Below are 18,567 nucleotides of genomic sequence, written 5' to 3' on the forward strand. Positions count from 1 at the left end.
GGTCTAAACTTATTGAGTTGTCACAGGAATTTATTTTAGAGCAACAGTCTGCTTAATCTAACAGTATTAATTAGGCTCTGTTTTAAGAGTCTGCTTCAGTATGCTCTTTTTTGTCACTGTTTAAATGAAGTCATGCTTTTGCTATACTTGTTTAACCCTTTGTGAAGTTCTTTGTTCCCCAATTTTGTCATTCTTAATTTCTTTTTCACCAAACGTTTAATTTTTCATAGAACTTTTGACACTACCCAAAGCACTAATCCTATTATACAGACTGAATATTCAAATTTTCAATAATAACTGTATAAATCAATAATAAAATTGATTTATTAGTAAAAATTAGTTACGATAACGATATGAAAAAACATGTAATATATCGTGTTCAAAAACTTATACTTGAACTTAGTAACACCGAAATTTGATGGTTTTCATATACTGATATAGCCAAATATAAAGGTGTGTATGTATATGAGTTCATGTAAAAGTTATTTGAAAGAGGCTTATAAAGCCATATATCAGAATGATTTTCAAAAAGCGATCCTTGCTTTTAAAAAGGCGATAAATTGTGATCCAACAAATGCTTCATATTACCATAAATTATCGATCACTTATTCTAGAAATGGAGATATGAAAGAGGCATTGGCAGCTGCGAAAAAAGCATATGAACTTTCACAAAATCAAAATTATCGCTATCATTTACAGATACTACAATCAAAAAATTTAGTACTATTGGCAGCAGAAAAAATAGACAAGGGTATTTTTTTAAAAGATGTTGAAAAAATGTTAATCCACGCTAAAACCTTAGATCCTTTGAATATTGATGCTTATTTTTTACTTGGAATATACTATGGTGAGACTAAACTATATAGTAAGTCGATCAAAGAATTTAATCTTTTACTAAATTTAAACCCTTATCATCAAAAAGCTAGACAACTAAAAGAATATTTTATTAAATTGTATCAAGAAGGTGAAAAGAATGAGTAGAATACGTGTAATGGTTGCGGGTGCAAATGGTCGTATGGGAAGACAAGTAGTTCAAATGGTTCTGAAAGATAAGGAGCTCGAATATCTCGGTGGTATTGATCCCTCATTTCCTGCCGAAAATGAAAGTATTTTAAAGAATTATCCATTATACAAAAATTTTGAAGAGGCAATTATTGAAAGAAGACCAGATGTAGTAGTTGATTTTACAACTCCACAAACGGTCAAACAAAATACTGAGATTGCATTAAGAATGGGGGTAAGCCCCGTTATCGGAACAACAGGGCTTACCTATGAAGAAATCTTACAATTGGACAAGCTGGCTAAAGAACGAGAAATAGGTGGTATTGTTGCACCGAATTTTGCTATTGGTGCTGTGTTAATGATGAGATTCGCCCAAATTGCAGCTAAATACATGCCAAACGTTGAAATTATTGAAATGCATCATGATCAAAAGCTTGATGCACCTTCGGGAACTGCGATAAAAACGGCAGAACTTATAGCTAGGGAAAGAAAAGAAATCTTACAAGGTCATCAAGATGAAAAAGAAATTGTCAAGGGATCAAGAGGAGGGGAATATTCAGGATTTAGAATACATAGTGTGAGGCTTCCAGGTTTAGTAGCTCACCAACAAGTAATATTTGGTGACCAAGGACAAACATTAACTATCCGTCATGATTCTATTAATAGGGAATCATTTATGCCTGGTGTTAATTTAGCAATTAAAAGAGTAAGAACTTTATCTGGAATTGTATATGGATTAGAGCACTTATTAGACTAAGTTGATAAAAATAAAAATAAAGCTAGGTGATAAAAATGAAGATAGCATTAATTGCGCACGATAAGAAGAAAATAGAGATGGTTAACTTTATGATTGCATACGAACCGATTTTTAAGAAACATGAACTTTTTTCGACCGGGACTACTGGCACAAAAATTATGGAGCAAACTAATTTGAAAATCCAGCGTTTTATGTCAGGACCACTTGGGGGTGATCAACAAATAGGTGCTATGATTGCTGAAAATGAATTGGATCTTATCATCTTTTTTAGAGATCCATTAACAGCTCAACCCCATGAGCCTGATGTAAGTGCCTTACTTCGTTTATGTGATGTATATAGTATTCCTCTTGCTACAAACGTAGCTACGGCTGAAATATTAGTACGTGCCCTTGAAAAAGGAGATTTTGCTTGGAGAGATGTTATTCATAAATATAAAAACAAATAATGTTTAGACAAACTAGTTCGTAAAAGCTTCGATTAGAAGCTTTTCTTAGTATATCCGAGCATAACTTCCAAAATCCGAACTTATACAAAATACAATACCTAATCAAAGATGGGTTGGTATTTTGTTTGTGTATTGGAAAAATATACAAGGATGTTCGATAAAAAGGAGTTAATAATGGATAAAATAAAACTTGGTAAAAAAGTCTTAAACGAACTTGAACATCATGGATATAAAGCCTATTTTGTCGGTGGATTTATTCGTGATCTATTACTTAATAGGGAAATCAACGATATAGATATTGCCACAGACGCTCATCCTGAAAAAGTGATGAGCATTTTCTCAAAAACGATTCCAACTGGGAAAAAACATGGAACGATAACGGTATTAATGGAAGGTATTCCATTTGAAGTCACCACATTTCGTTCGGAGGGAAAATATTTAGATTACAGACATCCTACTGAAGTAAAATTTGTATCAAATATAGAAGAAGATTTAAGCAGAAGAGATTTTACTATTAATGCAATCGCAATGAGCAAAAATGAAGATATAATTGATCCATTCAATGGTAAAAAGGCTCTTGAAGATGGGATGATCGTAGCAGTAGGTAACCCTGAAAAAAGATTTCTAGAAGATCCCTTGCGAATGATGCGTGCTATTCGTTTTGCTTCTCAATTGAATTTTAAAATTGAGGAACAAACATATAGGGCGATAGTGGCTAAAGCTCCGTACCTTAGATACATTGCTACAGAACGGATAAAAATTGAGCTTGATAAAATAATGGTTTCAAAGTTCCCAGAAATAGGAATAAAACTACTATATGAGACTACTTTGATTAACTGGGTTAAAGGTTTTGAACACACAAGTATCACAAGGATCAATTATGAAGAGGTATGTAAATTTATTAAATTGACAGAGGACCCATTAATCCGTTGGTTTTTGCTATTAATACAGATTGATCAAAAAGATCACTCACTAATAATGTCTCACTTACGTTTTTCTAACAAAGAAAGGGACAACGTGAAAAAGATATTTCAAGCGCACTCAATTTTAGAAGCTGGACTTGAGGAGGTAAATTTTAAAAAATGTCTAGTGGAAACTGGTGAGTCGTATTGTTTGAAACTAGTTAAGATCTTTTTTTTGCTTGGACACATAACCGAATCAGAAAAAAACAAATTGATCAAAAAGGTAATGAGGATAAATGGCGATTTACCGGCAAAAGAAATTGAAGATTTAGCTATTTCTGGTAGGGATTTGATAAATCATTTTAATCAACCAGGTGGACCTTGGATCAAAGTAATCCTTAATCGATTACTAGAAATGGTAATTTATGATAACTTGGCTAATGAAACCAATATTTTATTACAACAAGCAAAACTAATATTAGAGGAGAAAAAGGATGAAGGAAAAAATTAAGGAGATTTTCTTAAATTCTGATCATCGATTCATATCTGGTGAAGAGTTAAGCAAACGCCTACAAATTTCCCGAACAGCGATATGGAAGCAAATCGAGGGATTGAGGAAGGAAGGGTATAAGTTTGAAGCAGTGAGAAAAAAAGGCTATCGATTAATAAATAACCCTGATGATATATATCCAGAAAGAATAAAGCAAGGTTTATCCACTAAATGGCTGGGGAAAGATATTGTTTATCGTCATGTATCCGAATCAACCCAGTTAGAAGCACACAATCTAGCTAGACAGGGAGTTGAACATGGAACAATTATCATAGCTAACGAACAAACAAATGGACGGGGGAGATTAGGTAGGAAATGGTATTCTGAAAAAGGAAAAGGGATTTTTATGAGCATGATTCTTCGTCCTAATTTTGATTATGAGCAGATATCTCTCATAACATTACTAACCTCAATCATAATTTTTGATTCACTAAAAAATGTATATGGAATAACCTCTAAAATTAAGTGGCCAAACGATATATATATTGATGACAGAAAATGTGCCGGTATCCTCTCAGAGATTCATGGTGAACAGGATCAAATCCATTATTTAATTATTGGAATTGGGATTAATACCCATAAAACAGAATATCCTGTAGAAATAGAAAGTAAGGCAATATCTATTGAGGAAAAAATAGATGGAAGTCCAAACAGGGTGGAGTTGATTACAGAAATACTAAATAACTTTGAACTAGGTTATGAGAGATTTATCGAACTAGGTTTTACAGCATATTTTGACCAATATAATAACTTACTATATGGAAAGGAGAAAAAGGTGATTGTAACTAATTTCAATCGTAAAGTTATTGGATTAATAGAGGGAGTCAATCAAAATGGGCATCTTTTAATAAAGAAAGAAGATGGGTCAGTCAAAGAAGTGGTTTCGGGAGTCGTTGAATTTATCTAAACGGCCCTATACCCCCTCTTTTCTCTAGAATATTCTTCTTAGTACTAGCAAACACTTAGTAATAAGAAGAGGGGGGACCTATATGTTCCAAGATTTATTTTCTCAAATGCATCAGACACTTGATCAATTAAATTATGAGTTTGGTACTGTTGATGATATAGATGAAGAGTTAACGCTTTTAGAAAAATATTTAACTGTTAAAGAAATGAGTGAAGAAATTACAAGCGAACTAAATAAGCTAATTGTAAAAATACAGCAATTTGAAAAAGATCACGGTTTAACTGATTTAGATTTTCAAACAGATCAAGAGTTGCATAATTCATCAAATACAGAGCATGGCATGAATTTAGATGCAGGTTTAGATGATGAGGTTGTTGTAGAGATTGATGAAGATGATTTTTTAACTTTTCAAAAAGGAATAGGGTTTTATGATTTATTTATGTATGATCAGGCGATCATTCACTTAGAAAATATTATAAAAAAATACCCTGATTTTAATCTTGCTAGACTTTATACAGCTATGACCTATTTAAAGAAGAAGGACTATAATCGGGCGAAACGAGAAGTTCTGCTTTTATTTAAATTTTCCGATGATCATGACCTCATTTCTTTAGGTCACAATATTTTAGGTACTATCTATAGTTATGAACATGAATATAACCAAGCGATATTTCATTTTCAACAAGCGATAAATTTAAAAAATAATTGGACTGAGCCAAAATTCAATTTAGCAATTATTTATTACCAGATTAATCGTTTTCATGATGCGATCAATTCCTTTAGAGAGTTATACGATGTTCATTCGGAAGATTGGGAAGTTGTATTGTACCTTGGGAAATGTTATCAAAAATTGAAACAGTATAAGAAGGCAAATGAATATTTAAAAGAAGCCTATGAAATTATTCAAAAACCTCTTATTATCAAGCAGATTGCGCATCATTTTGAAGAGCAACGCCATTTCAAAAAAGCAATCTATTGGTACCGAAAATGGCTGAAACAAGAACCAAAATCTTTTGAGGCTCTTTTGGGACTAGCTAAGAATACATGGCTTAGTGGAGATAAAGCTACTGGTTTAGCTTTGTTGAAAAAAACCCTTACAATTTATCATCAAAACCCTGAAGCGCTTCTACTATATGCTTGGATACTTACTGACAACAATGACAAAATGGCTTTATTGGTAATCGATAAACTTATGGAAATTGTGAAGGGTGTTAATAACAATCAAAATTTTTATCTGATTGCCAATTTAGCTAGACTTTTTTACTTGAATAATGATTAGATAAGTCAGATCATTTCAGTCGGTTATTATTGGAGGCGAATAAACAATCAATCAGGGCACTAGGGCATGTGGTAAGGGGATTAATAAGCTTAGATCAAAATAAACCAGAACAAGCTATTTATCACTTTGAAGAATCCAATATCATGAGTATCAACTTTCCATATTTGGATTTTTATTTAGGATATAGTCACTATCTACTTGGAAATGCCGATAAAGCAAAAGCAACATGGAAAAGGTTAATTATGAAATGAAAGGAAGCGAGCAGTAGCTTCCTTTTTTTATATCGAAGTTAGTGGATAAATACCACAATTTACAAAATGAATGGTAAAATTATAATAAAAGGAGTTCAGAAAAAAATGGATTGAAATATATAGTATATTGTTGATTGAAAGGAGAGGTTAGATGGCCTATGATTTAAAAAATAAATTAGTGATTGCCATATCGTCACGAGCGCTGTTTAACTTAGAAAATGAAAATGATATTTTCGAAAAAAAAGGGATCGAAGAGTATTCAAAATACCAACTGGAACATGAAGATGATTTGTTAGAAAAAGGTTCGGCTTTTCCTCTAGTAGAAGCATTACTGAGATTAAATGAAAAATTTGAAGATCCAATTGTTGAAGTGATAATAATTTCGAGGAATAGTCCTGAAACTGGTTTGAGAATTTTTAACTCCATAAATGCTTACGAAATAGATATTAAACGTGGTGCGTTTACTGGTGGTGAACAGATTACTAGATATCTAAAGGCTTTTGACGTTGATCTATTTTTATCTAAAAATGAAGAAGATGTTCAACAGGCGATAGATTCAGGGATTGCTTCAGCTTTAATTTATGAACCACCTGATGATTTTGATCCTAATAAACAAGAGATACGAATTGCTTTTGATGCTGATGCAGTCATATTTTCTGAAGAATCGGAGAAGATTTTTAAGGAACAGGGATTAGACGCTTTTATTGAAAATGAGAAAAAAAACGTAAACAAACCATTACCAGAAGGTCCTTTTAGCAAATTGTTGAAAACCTTGTCACTGATTAAGGAGAAAGAAAATTCAAATGAAAAATTGATCAGAATTGCAATTGTTACAGCTAGAAATAGTCCGGCCCATAAACGTGTCATATTAACATTAAGGGCGTGGGGAGTCAAGGTGGATGAAGCTTTTTTTCTAGGAGGATTGCCTAAAGATCAAGTGTTAAAAGCGTTCAATGCCCATATTTTTTTTGATGATCAAGATACACACGTGAAATTAGCTTCTGGAAAGGTGCCCTCAGCAAGAGTTTTATATAAATCAGATTCGGAATTATACAAATATAAATAAATCAATTAATAGCATAGGGGAGCTTGTGGATGACTCGATTAAAGAATGTATACATTTTTACTGGTGGGACATTAACGGATGAGATGTTATCATATAACAATTTAGATGAAGGAATAATTATTGGGGTTGATCGTGGAGTCGATTGGTTAATCAACCATGGAATTACTCCTGATTATTTTGTTGGGGATTTTGATTCAATTGACATTGTACTATTGGAAAGAATTAAAAAGTACTATTCTAACAAGGTTAAAATATATCCGTCAGAAAAGGATGAAACTGATACAGAGTTAGCAATGCAATTAGCGATCTCTTTAAAGCCCCAAAATATTATAATTTTTGGTGGTACGGGTTCAAGATTGGACCATGTGATTGCAAATGTTCATATTTTATTACAAGCAGAGAGAAATGATATATCATCTGTAATTTATGGAACAAATAATAGGATTAGGGTGTTGTTGTCGGGCAAAAGTAAAAAAATAATGAAAAGCCACTTTTCATACGTATCTATTTTTCCTTTCACAGAAGTTGTAGCAGGAGTCACTCTTGAAGGATTTAAGTATCCGCTTGTAAAAGGAGTTATGAAGATCGGCTTTCCTTACGGAGTCAGTAACGAAATAGTAGAAGATAATGGGACTATTTCACTTGATACAGGCATATTATTAATAATTGAGAGTAAGGATTAAGCAACTATATCTTTTTTAGTACATTTTTTTAGGCTACTGAATATACTGTACTAATAAGAATGTGTTATAGCTGGTTTGGACGAAACAAGCTTTAAAAGGATATAATTGTTTATGAGGAGGGATAGGGGTGAGATTCTATACTATCAAACTTCCGAAGTTTCTTGGAGGGGTAGTAAAAGCGATTCTAAATATTTTTCAAAGAGGTAAATAAAAAAATAAAAATAAAGACTTCGTATCCTAAATATGGTAATGGAAGTCTTTAAACCATAAAAAGCACCAATTTGGTGCTTTTTCTTCACCTGAGGTGTATATTTTGCTATTAAACGCGAGTTACTTTACCAGATTTTAAAGCTCTAGTACTTACATAAACGCGTTTAGGTTTACCATCTACTAAAATACGAACTTTTTGTACATTAACTCCCCATCTACGCTTAGATTTGCGGTTGGAGTGACTTACTTTGTTACCAGTATGTCCTTTTTTACCAGTTACATAACATCTACGAGACATATTTCTAACCTCCTTTATATCCAACTACTTAAAATATCTTCTCAAATTAGTGCAATAATAAAAAACATCAGATACTTGGTTATATTAGCATATGATTTTCCTTTTTTCAAGTTAAGTTTGATGAAAATAATCTAAAGCTTTTATTATATTGTTGTTTATAGTAAAATATAGTATAGCCCAAAGGTATATTAATTCTTAGGGGGTAAAACAATGGCCATTGAATTAATAAATAAAACAGGTAAAATTCACATTGAAAATGATGTGATTGGAACTGTTGCAGGTATTGCTGCTATGGAAGTTTTTGGACTTGTTGGCATGGCATCAAGGAAGCAATTAAAAGATGGTATAGCTGAATTGTTAAAAAAAGAAAATTTAAGTAAGGGCATTGAAGTGCGGACAGAAGATGAGGAAGTAATTATCGATATGTACATCATAGTTAGTTACGGCACTAGAATTTCTGAAGTTGCTCATAATGTACAACAAAAAGTTATTTACACTTTAGAAAATACTATTGGTGTCAAAGTTTCTAAAGTAAACGTGATAGTTCAAGGTGTTCGTGTTAGTCAAGTGTAGTTAGGAGGATTTGTGTGAATTATCATAAGATAGACGGACAGTTATTTTTACAAATGGTTCTAGAAGGAGCAAAAAATCTTAATCAACACGTTAAAGATGTAGATGCTTTAAATGTTTTCCCTGTACCGGATGGAGATACTGGTACTAATATGAATTTATCTTTAACATCAGGAGTTAACGAACTGAAGAAGAAAAATTCCAACCACTTAGGTAAAAATGCTGATGCACTTGCTAAAGGATTATTAATGGGTGCAAGAGGGAACTCTGGGGTGATTTTGTCCCAATTATTTAGAGGTTTTTCAAAGTACGTTAATTCATTAGCAGAGATTGATAGTATGCAATTTGCAGAAGCACTAAAACAGGGTGTTGATACTGCATATAAGGCAGTGATGAAGCCCGTAGAAGGAACTATCCTTACAGTTTCTAGAGAGGCTGCTGAGGAAGGTTTAAGGGTAGCAAAAAAGGAAAAGGATATCCTCACAGTAATGGAAGCTGTTTTAGAAAAAGGAAGACTTTCTTTAGCGAAAACACCTGAATTATTACCTATTTTAAAAGAAGTAGGTGTAGTAGATGCTGGTGGGCAAGGGCTTCTATACATTTACGAAGGGTTTCTGGCAGTTCTAAAAGGTGAGACTGTATCAACCATAGATTTTGCAGAGTCACAGGTGAAGTCTCAATCAGAAGAAGTTACTTTTGAACATCTTCCTGTACAGGCACAGATATCCACAGAAGATATTGAATTTGGTTATTGTACCGAATTTATTATTAGTCTTAAGGAAGAGATTGTAAATACGCAATCTTTTAATGAAACAGACTTCAGAGAAAATATATCTAAATATGGTGACTCCCTATTAGTTATTGCGGACGATGAAATAGTTAAAGTTCACATACATACCGAACAACCTGGTACTGTATTAAACTTAGCAATGGAATTTGGGAGCTTGCATAAAATAAAAATCGACAATATGCGTGAACAGCACAGTCATATATTGTTAGAGGAAAATGGAAATAATGAAATTGATGCACAAGAAGTAGAAGTAATTGGACAACCCCAGCCTTATGGTATTATTGCTGTAGGATTAGGCGATGGAGTTTCTGAAATTTTTAAGAGCTAAGGGTAGATGTAATAATTAGTGGTGGACAAACAATGAATCCAAGTACAGAGGATATTGTTAATGCCATTAATGAAATAAATGCAGAAAAGATTATCATCCTACCGAATAATAGCAATATTATTTTAGCTGCTGAACAAGCTCAATCTCTTATCGAACTGCCAATTGCAGTAATTCCATCTAAGACTATTCCACAAGGTATATCGTCCTTGTTAGCATTTGATCCGTCAGCATCTTTAGAAGAAAATAAAGAGGCAATGACTAGTGCACTAAAAAATGTTAAAACTGGTCAGGTAACATATGCTGTTAGAGACTCGAAGATTGATAATATTGAGATTAATGAAGGAGATATTATAGGAATTGCTGACGGGAAGATTGTAACTACTTCTAAAAGTATTCTTGAAACTTCTTACGACTTATTAATTGAAATGATCGATGAGGATTCTGAAATATTAACTGTTATTTATGGTGAGGATGTAACAAGCGAACAAGTTGAAGAGTTGGAAAACAAATTATTAGATAAGTTCCCGGATATAGAAATTGAATTGCATAATGGAGGGCAACCACTGTATTACTTCATTTTTGGAATTGAATAATAAAGAGGTGACAGAATGGAAAAAGTTTATGTTGTAACGGATAGTACCGCTGACATTCCTAAAGATTTGATTAAATCTTTGGGGATTGAAGTAGTACCTTTGAAGGTTCATTTTGAAGCTGAGACCTATCTTGATGGAGAGACTATTACGGCTAATGAATTTTATAAAAAACTAGAAAAATCAGATCAATTACCCACCACATCACAACCTTCGCCTTTAGATTTTGTTGAAGTTTATAAGAGGTTGGCAGGTGGAGAAAAAGCAAAAATAGTGTCTATTCATTTGTCTTCAGCGTTAAGTGGAACGGTACAATCTGCTTTGTTGGCTAAGACTATGGTAGAAGAAGATGGTATTGAAGTTACGGTGATTGATTCTAAAAAGGCATCTTATTCTATTGGAATTATTGTGGTTGGAGTAGCTAAAGCGATTAAAGAAGGTAAGAACTATGAAGAAATTACTGAATTAGCTAGAAAGTTGGTTGCTGAAACGCAAGTTTATTTCTTAGTGGAATCTTTAAATTATTTGTACAAAGGTGGGCGTATTGGTAGAGCATCTCATCTAGTTGGTTCATTGTTAAACATTAAACCCATTCTGTCCTTAAATGAACATGGTGAAGTTTATGCAATTGATAAGGTAAGAGGTCGCAATAGGGCTACTTCAAGGATATTGGAATTCTTTAAAGATTTTGCTCATAATAAACCAGTGAACGTTGGAATATCTCATGCAGCTAATTACGACGAAGCAAAGAGATTTGAGGATAAGTTAAGGGAAATTTTCGATATCCAGGATTTTGTAATAACCAATATAGGCCCTGTTATTGGGACACATGTTGGGCAAGGTACTGTTGCAATAACAATGTATCCAATTGAATAAAACCTCAGAACAAGCACTTTTTACCGCTAGTCGATTTTTTCATCCTGTTAAAATCCCTCTATCAAAATATTGAAATGAGGGATTTTTTTTCGGGAGAATGACAGAATATTCAATAGATTAAACTCAATTAAAAAAAACAAAAATTCCATTATTTTTAAATATTTATCTTTATATATATAGATATTGGAGGAATAATTGTGAAATATCATTCAGTGTTTGATATTATTGGACCAATTATGGTGGGGCCATCAAGCTCTCACACAGCTGGAGCTGCAAGGATTAGTAAAATTGCTAGAGGACTCTTTGGTAAACAGCCCAAGAAAGCTACGATCACACTCTATGGTTCATTTGCTAAGACATATCAAGGACATGGAACAGATGTAGCCATAGTTGGTGGGCTACTTGATTTCGATACTAATGATCGTCGTATCATAGATTCAAAGGTTATTGCTAAAGATATGGGAATTGATATTAAGTTTGTAATTAGTGATGAAGAGACAGATCATCCTAATACTGCTAGAATCTTTTTGGAAGATGAGAATGATCAATTTGAAATAGTTGGAGTTTCGGTTGGTGGTGGCAAAGTAAAAATCACTGAAATAAATGGATTTAAGATTAGATTTTCCGGAAATTCACCATTTATGCTTGTGATTCATGAAGATAGATTTGGTGTAATTGCGTCCATTGCCAATGTTTTAGGATTATATAAAATAAACATTGGATATATGGAAGTTGCTAGAAAAGAAAAGGGTTCTTTAGCATTGATGGTGATGGAAACCGATCAACCGGTAGATAATAAAGTTATTCAAGATATAAAAAACTTACCTTACGTTAAACGAGTAGCAATTTTAAAAATAAGCTAGTGGAGGATACAACATATGAAATTTAATTCAATCGCAGATCTGATCGAATTGACTGTAAAAGAAGGAAAAAAAATATCCGAGATTATGATTGAATCTGAAATGGAAACCCATAACTTATCAAGGGAAGAAGTTATTGATGGGATGAGAAAAAGCCTCTATGTGATGAAAGATGCTATTAAAACTGGTTTAACAGAAGATATTAAATCAAGAAGCGGGTTGAGCGGAGGAGATGGTAAAAAACTTTTCCAATATTTGAAGTCGGGAAAATTTTTATCGGGTACAACTATTTTAGAAGCTGTTTGTAAGGCTGTAGCTACTTCTGAAGTTAATGCAGCGATGGGAATTATTGTAGCAACTCCAACGGCTGGATCAGTTGGAATTTTGCCCGGGGCAATATTTGCGACTGCTGACAAACTAAATTCATCAGAAAATGATATGATAAATGCTTTATTTACCGCAGGGGCAATAGGATTGGTTATTGCAAATAATGCTTTTATTTCTGGGGCAGCAGGTGGATGTCAAGCAGAGGTAGGCTCGGCTACGGCAATGGCTGCAGCGGCCGTTGTAGAGATGGCTGGAGGGACTCCGGAGCAATCAGCAAACGCTTTGGGAATAGCTCTAAAAAATATGTTAGGTTTGACCTGCGATCCTGTAGCAGGACTAGTTGAAGTGCCTTGTGTTAAAAGAAATGCTATGGGTGCTGCTAATGCCATGATTGCTGCAGATATGGCTTTAGCAGGTATTAGTAGCGTAATCCCAGCTGACGAGGTGATTGATGCCATGTATAAAGTTGGATGTGCGCTTCCAATTTCTTTAAAAGAAACAGCTATGGGTGGACTAGCTGATACACCAACTGCAAGGAAGTTAGAAAAAGAGATCTTTGGTAAACCATTAAAACTATGAGCGATAACGTTTTAGAAAAACATATAGTTGGTGTGAAGGGAATTGGTAAGCAAAAGGCACTTAAATTTGCTGAGATGGGTATAAATACCCTCGAAGATTTATTTAATTATTTTCCCTATCGATACGACGATTTTCGGATAAAAGATTTAACAGTAGCTAACCATGGAGACAAAGTTACAGTGGAAGGTGAGATTTATACTGAACCACTGGTAAAGCGCCTCAGTAATAAACGAAATCTTATCTCTGTCAAAGTAGTAGTTGATAGTCTAATAATAACAGCTACATGGTTTAACCGGATGTTCCTTAAAAATCAGCTAAAACGAGGCAGGAAAATTTTACTAACCGGCAAGTGGGATAAAAACCGTTTACAAATAACAGTTGCAGAATCGGAGTTCTTGGATAATTCAACCAACTCCAAAAAAGGAAATTTGTTACCCGTGTATTCTCTGCCTCAAGATTTTAAACAAAACGGCTTTAGAAATATCATGAATAATGCACTAATCCAGTGTTACCATTCCATCGATGATTTTCTACCTATGGATATTATCCAAAAGTATAAATTGTATAATTTAAGAGATGCTTATCGGGGAATTCATTTTCCAAAAGACTATCAAGATGGAAAGTTAGCAAGAAGAAGGCTGGTTTATGACGAATTATTATTATATCAGTTACGGCTTCAAATTTATAAAATGAACAATCGTCAGAATTGGCCAGGAATTGCTAGGAAAATAGATAGAGAAAAAATTAATATTTTTGTTGAAAGCTTACCATTTAAATTAACTGAAGCCCAAATAAGAGTTTTAGATGAAATTTTATTTGATATGGAAAAAGATTATGCTATGAATCGTTTACTGCAAGGTGATGTTGGTTCTGGTAAGACGGTAGTAGCTGCTGTGGCTCTGTATGCCAACTATCTATCAGGTTTTCAAGGTGCGTTAATGGTACCTACTGAAATTCTTGCGGAACAACATTTGGAATCATTGCGTACTCTTTTAGCTCCACTCGGTCTTGAGATCGCTTTATTGACAGGGAAATTAACAACAAGTAATCGAAAGAACGTACTTGCACAATTACAAATGGGGATAGTAGATATTGTTGTAGGTACCCATGCTTTAATTCAGGAAGATGTATATTTTAAAAATCTTGGACTGGTAATTACCGATGAACAGCATAGATTTGGTGTTGAGCAGCGAGCAATTTTAAGGAGAAAGGGAAATGACAAAACTCCTGACGTACTGTTTATGACTGCTACACCAATACCTAGAACACTAGCTATAACGGCCTTTGGTGATATGGATGTTTCAACAATTGATGAATTACCGCTAGGTAGGAAAAAAATCGAGACTTATTGGGTGAAACCTGATGCCTTCTCGAGGGTTTTAGAGTTCATAGATAAACAGATCAATTTAGGTAGACAAGCCTATGTAATTTGCCCATTAATTGAAGAATCAGATAAGCTGGATGTTCAAAATGCAATTGACATCCACGCTTTATTAAGTGATCATTTTCCCAATTTTCGTGTTGGTTTGCTACATGGAAGGCTATCTTCAAAGGAAAAAGATGAGGTAATGACTCAATTTAAGGATAATAAAATTAATATTTTAGTTTCAACAACTGTGGTAGAAGTAGGTGTAAATGTACCAAATGCAACAGTGATGGTGATTTATGATGCTGAAAGATTTGGTCTTGCTCAACTACATCAACTAAGAGGTAGAGTTGGTAGAGGTTCTAACCAGTCATATTGTATTCTATTAGCTGATCCCAAATCTGAAATTGGAAAAGAAAGAATGAGGGTAATGGTAGAAACCAATGATGGTTTTGAAATTGCTAGAAGAGATTTAAAACTACGTGGCCCTGGCGATCTTTTTGGAGTTAAGCAAAGTGGTGTGCCAGATTTTAAACTTGCAGATTTGATTAATGATTACAGGACCCTTGAAGTTGCACGAAGTGATGCTGAAAAATGGGTAATCAGTGGAGAATTGTGGAAAAACTCAAAATGGAACAAATTATTGAAGAAACTGAAACAATTAGGAGTATTCGAAAAACAAACAATTGATGGTTGAAAGGGTTCAAATGAAATTTCAAAACACGATATGGAGATTAATAAGATTAAAACTCTTAATAATTTGGAAACTGAGATTTAGGATAAAGTGGTAATTATGGCACAAGTATAACCCATTAGGGCTATTATTGTGCCTTTGTTTTTTTCTCTATATTTTATGTTTAAAAATTACTATTCATGTATTAGTCTTTATTAAAAATTCATTCAGCTTGTACGTTACATTGGAATTAAATTTTTTATTTAATTGAACAATATAACTTTCAATTTCAGAAAAAAAATCTTGGTCAAGAATAGGATATTTAACCGTTCTTACCTGACTTATAGGACTGTTGTTTTCAATTATAAGTTCGATGGAAGATAACATATTATTAATTAATCTTTGGCTAGGTTTAAATCCGATAATCGATTTATATATTTCCTGGTCTTTATTAATATCTAAAGCATGATATGGTAGTTTCATATCGATATGAAATCCATCTACTAATTGAAATTCTAGTAAATATTTTATCTTATCTGGGAAACTGCCGTTGGTATTAATGATAATTTTACCGTCAAAAATTACTCTAAGTTCCTTTAGTAACTTAGTTATGGAATTAAAATCTTCTATTAAAAATTCCCCTCCACTGAAAATAATGGCGTTAAATAAAAAGCCGTTTAATTTGATCTGTTCAATGATATCTTCAGATGTAAAAAATTCACTATGTTTTTTGGCAACTATTTCACCATAATTATGGCAGCCGTAGCAATAAAAATTACATCCAACTAACGAATGAATTAGTACCGAGGTATATTCAGGTAAGTCATTAAAAGTTCTGATCAGATTTTTGTAAAATTTCAATTTTTTGATCCTCTTAATTTAAAAAGAGGAATCTACCCCCCTTTCATAAACAAATATTATCCATAGGTAATTCTTATACTTTTTCGAGTACGAGATTTTTGTTTAACTCATTGATTATTTCCTCTTTAAATCTTTTTCTTTGATTCCAATCATGTCTTCTCGCATTACTCCAGAAATTATACTGTCCTTGATAAAATCCATTTTCATCCACTTTGATATTTTTTCTAGATATCATTTTCACATATCCTATAACTCTACTAAATGTTGCAATATCATCGCTACCACAGACGGGACATATCGAGAGATTTTTAGCATCTTCTGCGACAATTTGTTGTCCACAAGACATACAACTTGAAAGGGTTGGAGTTAAAGTAATATAGTTGATTGGTTTTTGAAATATTTTATCAATATAATCTGCCAACTGCTTAGCAGAAACTTTAGTTTCTAAAAAGTGGTGTAATATGCTGCCTGATGTTGCATAGCCCTGGAATTCAGCGGCATTTTCTATTTGAGCGAGAAAATCTTCATCACTAAATGGCAGCATGGCTCCTGAAGTGAGATAAATATCATCTCCATAACCTTGAACAAAAATATCTCTATTTTTTGCTTTTGCCCATTTTACATCGTGACGTGCTAATTTAATTCCTGCATTTTCAGCTGGTGCATATTCAATTCCACAAGCTACTTCATCTCTTACAATAAATTCATTTACAATGTCAGTTATGTATTGCATTATTTCATGTGCAAACATTCGACCATTGTTATCTTTTATCCCGCTTTTATACCCTATGTTAATTAAACCTTCATGCATACCTGTAATTGAGAATACGTTAAAATAATTTTTCAAACCCCTGTTATAAGCAAAAAATGTTGGGTACAGCTCTTTATTTTCTTCTATCCATTTTCTTTTTGCTTGGTGGCCTTCTTGCATAATTTCCATGTATTCCTTTATTTTTTTCTTTAATAAATTTTTATCATGCCCAAATTCCATTAATAATCGGTTCATGTTCAAATTCAGAACTTGGACAGCACCGGTTGAGCCTGTTGAACTACCAAAGATTCCACTTCCTACTTTAGAAAGTAAGGTTAAATCTATTTGAAGTCTACAACATAATGAACGGTTTACTTGTGGATCTCTTGGTTTAATATGAGGGTTTAACTTTTTATAGTATTCGTTTTCAAAAGGAGTCATTCTAAAGTTTTCAAAGTAAACGCCTCCCCAGTTATACATTTTTTCGAGCAGGTAAAGAAATAATGAATTATTAAAATTAAAATGATCATCTATTTGAACGGTGATCAATGGAAAGGTGAAGGGGATACCTGTACCGGTTCCTTCAGCCATTACATCAATGATCGCTTTATTGATCCGATCAAAATATATCGCTGGAATATCTTTGTACTGTATATTTTTGGGACGACCTGCAACGACTACATATTCTTCTTTAATTTCCTCTGAAGGTTTTCCAAATTCGAGAGTAATATTTGAAAATGCTGATTGTGAACCACTACGAAGTGGCATATTTAATTCCCAAATTAAACTTTGAAATAATTGTTTTAACTCGTCATCAGTATATTTTTTACCAGTTTCTAATTCTTCAAAATATAAATATGAAGCTGATATTGCCGTCATTTGGGAAAGCATTACAGCTCCAGATACTTGTTGAGACATAAGAGTAACTACGTTACTAAAATGGCGAAGTAATGTATCTAATCTTTTTGCTGGTTTTGAGGTGAGCATATTTTTGGCCAACGTAGGTATTCCCTTTAAAGCAACGTCTAAACAACTTATACTAACACAATAAGGGCTAAGTTGTTTGTCATGAATATAGACAATTCCTTCATGATATAGGTCTACCAATTCCTTGGGAAGGATGTTATCCATAAGATGATTTTCTTCTGCAAAGTTGGTTAGGTTGAGTCTTAGAAGTGGCAGAGAATAGACGTAGTTGCTATTTTCTCTTTTTAAGTAGTCTGTCCTTTTGTCTTCATCCTTCGAAATAAATTTTTCAATGATTTCCTTGGAATTACTAAACATTTAAACTCCCCCAGTTTCATTAATTATCAATCATATAAAAAAACCACTCAACTAGGAATTGAGTGGGCTGGACGAGTATATAAATGAGCTAAAACAAAAGTAATCCCATTTATACAATCGTTCCATTTTCTCAACTCCCGAAGAAGATGAAACAAGCGTTAAGGCAGGTCTCCTGACTCGTGCTTAATCCTACTTTGAGCCCTTCCCATATAAGAACCAATAAAGTAACTTATACAGTGGTATGCTCATTTCGTAAGCACTTACAGTTGCGGGAACAGTTCTGGATTCTCACCAGATTCCCTATTAAGTCGTATTGACACCTTAACCCTTTGCATAAAAACAAAACTATATATTCCGTTGT

At 33.3% G+C, this 18,567-nt stretch carries 18 protein-coding genes, 1 pseudogene and 1 riboswitch; of the genes and pseudogenes, 16 read left to right on the forward strand and 3 right to left on the reverse strand.

Going from position 1 to position 18,567, the window contains the following annotated elements; all coding sequences use genetic code 11:
• Nucleotides 1-465: 465 nt before the first annotated feature.
• The 10 genes from BHF71_RS00005 to spoVM all read left to right on the forward strand — a co-directional run bounded on the left by BHF71_RS00005 (nucleotide 466) and on the right by spoVM (nucleotide 8,054).
• Nucleotides 466-981, forward strand: a complete 516-nt coding sequence (locus tag BHF71_RS00005; RefSeq protein ID WP_069655642.1) for a tetratricopeptide repeat protein — start codon at nucleotides 466-468, stop codon at nucleotides 979-981.
• A complete protein-coding gene (gene dapB, locus BHF71_RS00010; protein ID WP_069655643.1) occupies nucleotides 974-1,759 on the forward strand; it encodes a 4-hydroxy-tetrahydrodipicolinate reductase in 786 nt (261 codons plus the stop codon). Before BHF71_RS00005 ends, dapB begins: the two co-directional genes overlap by 8 nt.
• 35 nt (nucleotides 1,760-1,794) lie before the next feature.
• Nucleotides 1,795-2,205 carry a methylglyoxal synthase gene (gene mgsA, locus BHF71_RS00015; RefSeq protein ID WP_069655644.1) on the forward strand — a complete coding sequence of 137 codons (411 nt, stop codon included), beginning with the start codon at nucleotides 1,795-1,797 and terminating at the stop codon, nucleotides 2,203-2,205.
• A 174-nt stretch (nucleotides 2,206-2,379) separates the two neighbouring features.
• On the forward strand, nucleotides 2,380-3,618 hold the full coding sequence (locus BHF71_RS00020; protein ID WP_176717269.1) for a CCA tRNA nucleotidyltransferase: 1,239 nt from the start codon (nucleotides 2,380-2,382) through the stop codon (nucleotides 3,616-3,618).
• A complete protein-coding gene (locus BHF71_RS00025; RefSeq protein WP_069655646.1) occupies nucleotides 3,602-4,564 on the forward strand; it encodes a biotin--[acetyl-CoA-carboxylase] ligase in 963 nt (320 codons plus the stop codon). Before BHF71_RS00020 ends, BHF71_RS00025 begins: the two co-directional genes overlap by 17 nt.
• An 82-nt stretch (nucleotides 4,565-4,646) precedes the next feature.
• Entirely contained in the window at nucleotides 4,647-5,843 is a 1,197-nt protein-coding gene (locus BHF71_RS00030; RefSeq protein ID WP_069655647.1) for a tetratricopeptide repeat protein, read from the forward strand.
• A gap of 29 nt (nucleotides 5,844-5,872) precedes the next feature.
• Nucleotides 5,873-6,094, forward strand: a complete 222-nt coding sequence (locus tag BHF71_RS00035) for a tetratricopeptide repeat protein (protein ID WP_141705305.1) — start codon at nucleotides 5,873-5,875, stop codon at nucleotides 6,092-6,094.
• 151 nt (nucleotides 6,095-6,245) lie between these two features.
• On the forward strand, nucleotides 6,246-7,160 hold the full coding sequence (locus BHF71_RS00040) for a 5'-nucleotidase (RefSeq protein WP_069655649.1): 915 nt from the start codon (nucleotides 6,246-6,248) through the stop codon (nucleotides 7,158-7,160).
• Nucleotides 7,161-7,189: 29 nt separating this feature from the next.
• Nucleotides 7,190-7,843 carry a thiamine diphosphokinase gene (locus BHF71_RS00045; protein WP_069655650.1) on the forward strand — a complete coding sequence of 218 codons (654 nt, stop codon included), beginning with the start codon at nucleotides 7,190-7,192 and terminating at the stop codon, nucleotides 7,841-7,843.
• A gap of 127 nt (nucleotides 7,844-7,970) precedes the next feature.
• The gene (gene spoVM / locus BHF71_RS00050; protein WP_069655651.1) at nucleotides 7,971-8,054 is read left to right on the forward strand and encodes a stage V sporulation protein SpoVM; all 84 of its coding nucleotides are present in this window, start codon (nucleotides 7,971-7,973) and stop codon (nucleotides 8,052-8,054) included.
• 108 nt (nucleotides 8,055-8,162) lie between these two features.
• Here spoVM and rpmB read toward each other — a convergent pair whose 3' ends face one another.
• Nucleotides 8,163-8,351, reverse strand: a complete 189-nt coding sequence (gene rpmB, locus BHF71_RS00055) for a 50S ribosomal protein L28 (protein WP_069655652.1) — start codon at nucleotides 8,349-8,351, stop codon at nucleotides 8,163-8,165.
• 210 nt (nucleotides 8,352-8,561) lie between these two features.
• Between rpmB and BHF71_RS00060 the strand changes: the two genes are divergently transcribed.
• The 6 genes and pseudogenes from BHF71_RS00060 to recG all read left to right on the forward strand — a co-directional run bounded on the left by BHF71_RS00060 (nucleotide 8,562) and on the right by recG (nucleotide 15,334).
• Nucleotides 8,562-8,924 carry an Asp23/Gls24 family envelope stress response protein gene (locus tag BHF71_RS00060; protein ID WP_069655653.1) on the forward strand — a complete coding sequence of 121 codons (363 nt, stop codon included), beginning with the start codon at nucleotides 8,562-8,564 and terminating at the stop codon, nucleotides 8,922-8,924.
• A 14-nt stretch (nucleotides 8,925-8,938) separates the two neighbouring features.
• Nucleotides 8,939-10,632: pseudogene (locus BHF71_RS00065) on the forward strand (DAK2 domain-containing protein).
• 15 nt (nucleotides 10,633-10,647) lie between these two features.
• A complete protein-coding gene (locus tag BHF71_RS00070; RefSeq protein WP_069655654.1) occupies nucleotides 10,648-11,505 on the forward strand; it encodes a DegV family protein in 858 nt (285 codons plus the stop codon).
• A gap of 197 nt (nucleotides 11,506-11,702) precedes the next feature.
• Nucleotides 11,703-12,368, forward strand: a complete 666-nt coding sequence (sdaAB, locus tag BHF71_RS00075; RefSeq protein ID WP_069655655.1) for an L-serine ammonia-lyase, iron-sulfur-dependent subunit beta — start codon at nucleotides 11,703-11,705, stop codon at nucleotides 12,366-12,368.
• A 15-nt stretch (nucleotides 12,369-12,383) separates the two neighbouring features.
• Entirely contained in the window at nucleotides 12,384-13,271 is an 888-nt protein-coding gene (sdaAA, locus tag BHF71_RS00080; RefSeq protein ID WP_069655656.1) for an L-serine ammonia-lyase, iron-sulfur-dependent, subunit alpha, read from the forward strand.
• Complete coding sequence (gene recG, locus BHF71_RS00085; RefSeq protein WP_069655657.1) at nucleotides 13,268-15,334, forward strand: ATP-dependent DNA helicase RecG; 2,067 nt, start codon at nucleotides 13,268-13,270, stop codon at nucleotides 15,332-15,334. The genes sdaAA and recG overlap by 4 nt, the downstream gene beginning before the upstream one ends.
• 174 nt (nucleotides 15,335-15,508) lie before the next feature.
• Here recG and BHF71_RS00090 read toward each other — a convergent pair whose 3' ends face one another.
• On the reverse strand, nucleotides 15,509-16,171 hold the full coding sequence (locus BHF71_RS00090) for a radical SAM protein (RefSeq protein ID WP_069655658.1): 663 nt from the start codon (nucleotides 16,169-16,171) through the stop codon (nucleotides 15,509-15,511).
• A 73-nt stretch (nucleotides 16,172-16,244) separates the two neighbouring features.
• A complete protein-coding gene (gene nrdD / locus BHF71_RS00095) occupies nucleotides 16,245-18,206 on the reverse strand; it encodes an anaerobic ribonucleoside-triphosphate reductase (RefSeq protein WP_069655659.1) in 1,962 nt (653 codons plus the stop codon).
• A gap of 145 nt (nucleotides 18,207-18,351) precedes the next feature.
• Nucleotides 18,352-18,545, reverse strand: a riboswitch (cobalamin riboswitch).
• Nucleotides 18,546-18,567 lie beyond the last annotated feature (22 nt).

Origin of the sequence: Vulcanibacillus modesticaldus (assembly GCF_001730235.1) — a bacterium.
Classification (GTDB): domain Bacteria; phylum Bacillota; class Bacilli; order Tepidibacillales; family Tepidibacillaceae; genus Vulcanibacillus; species Vulcanibacillus modesticaldus.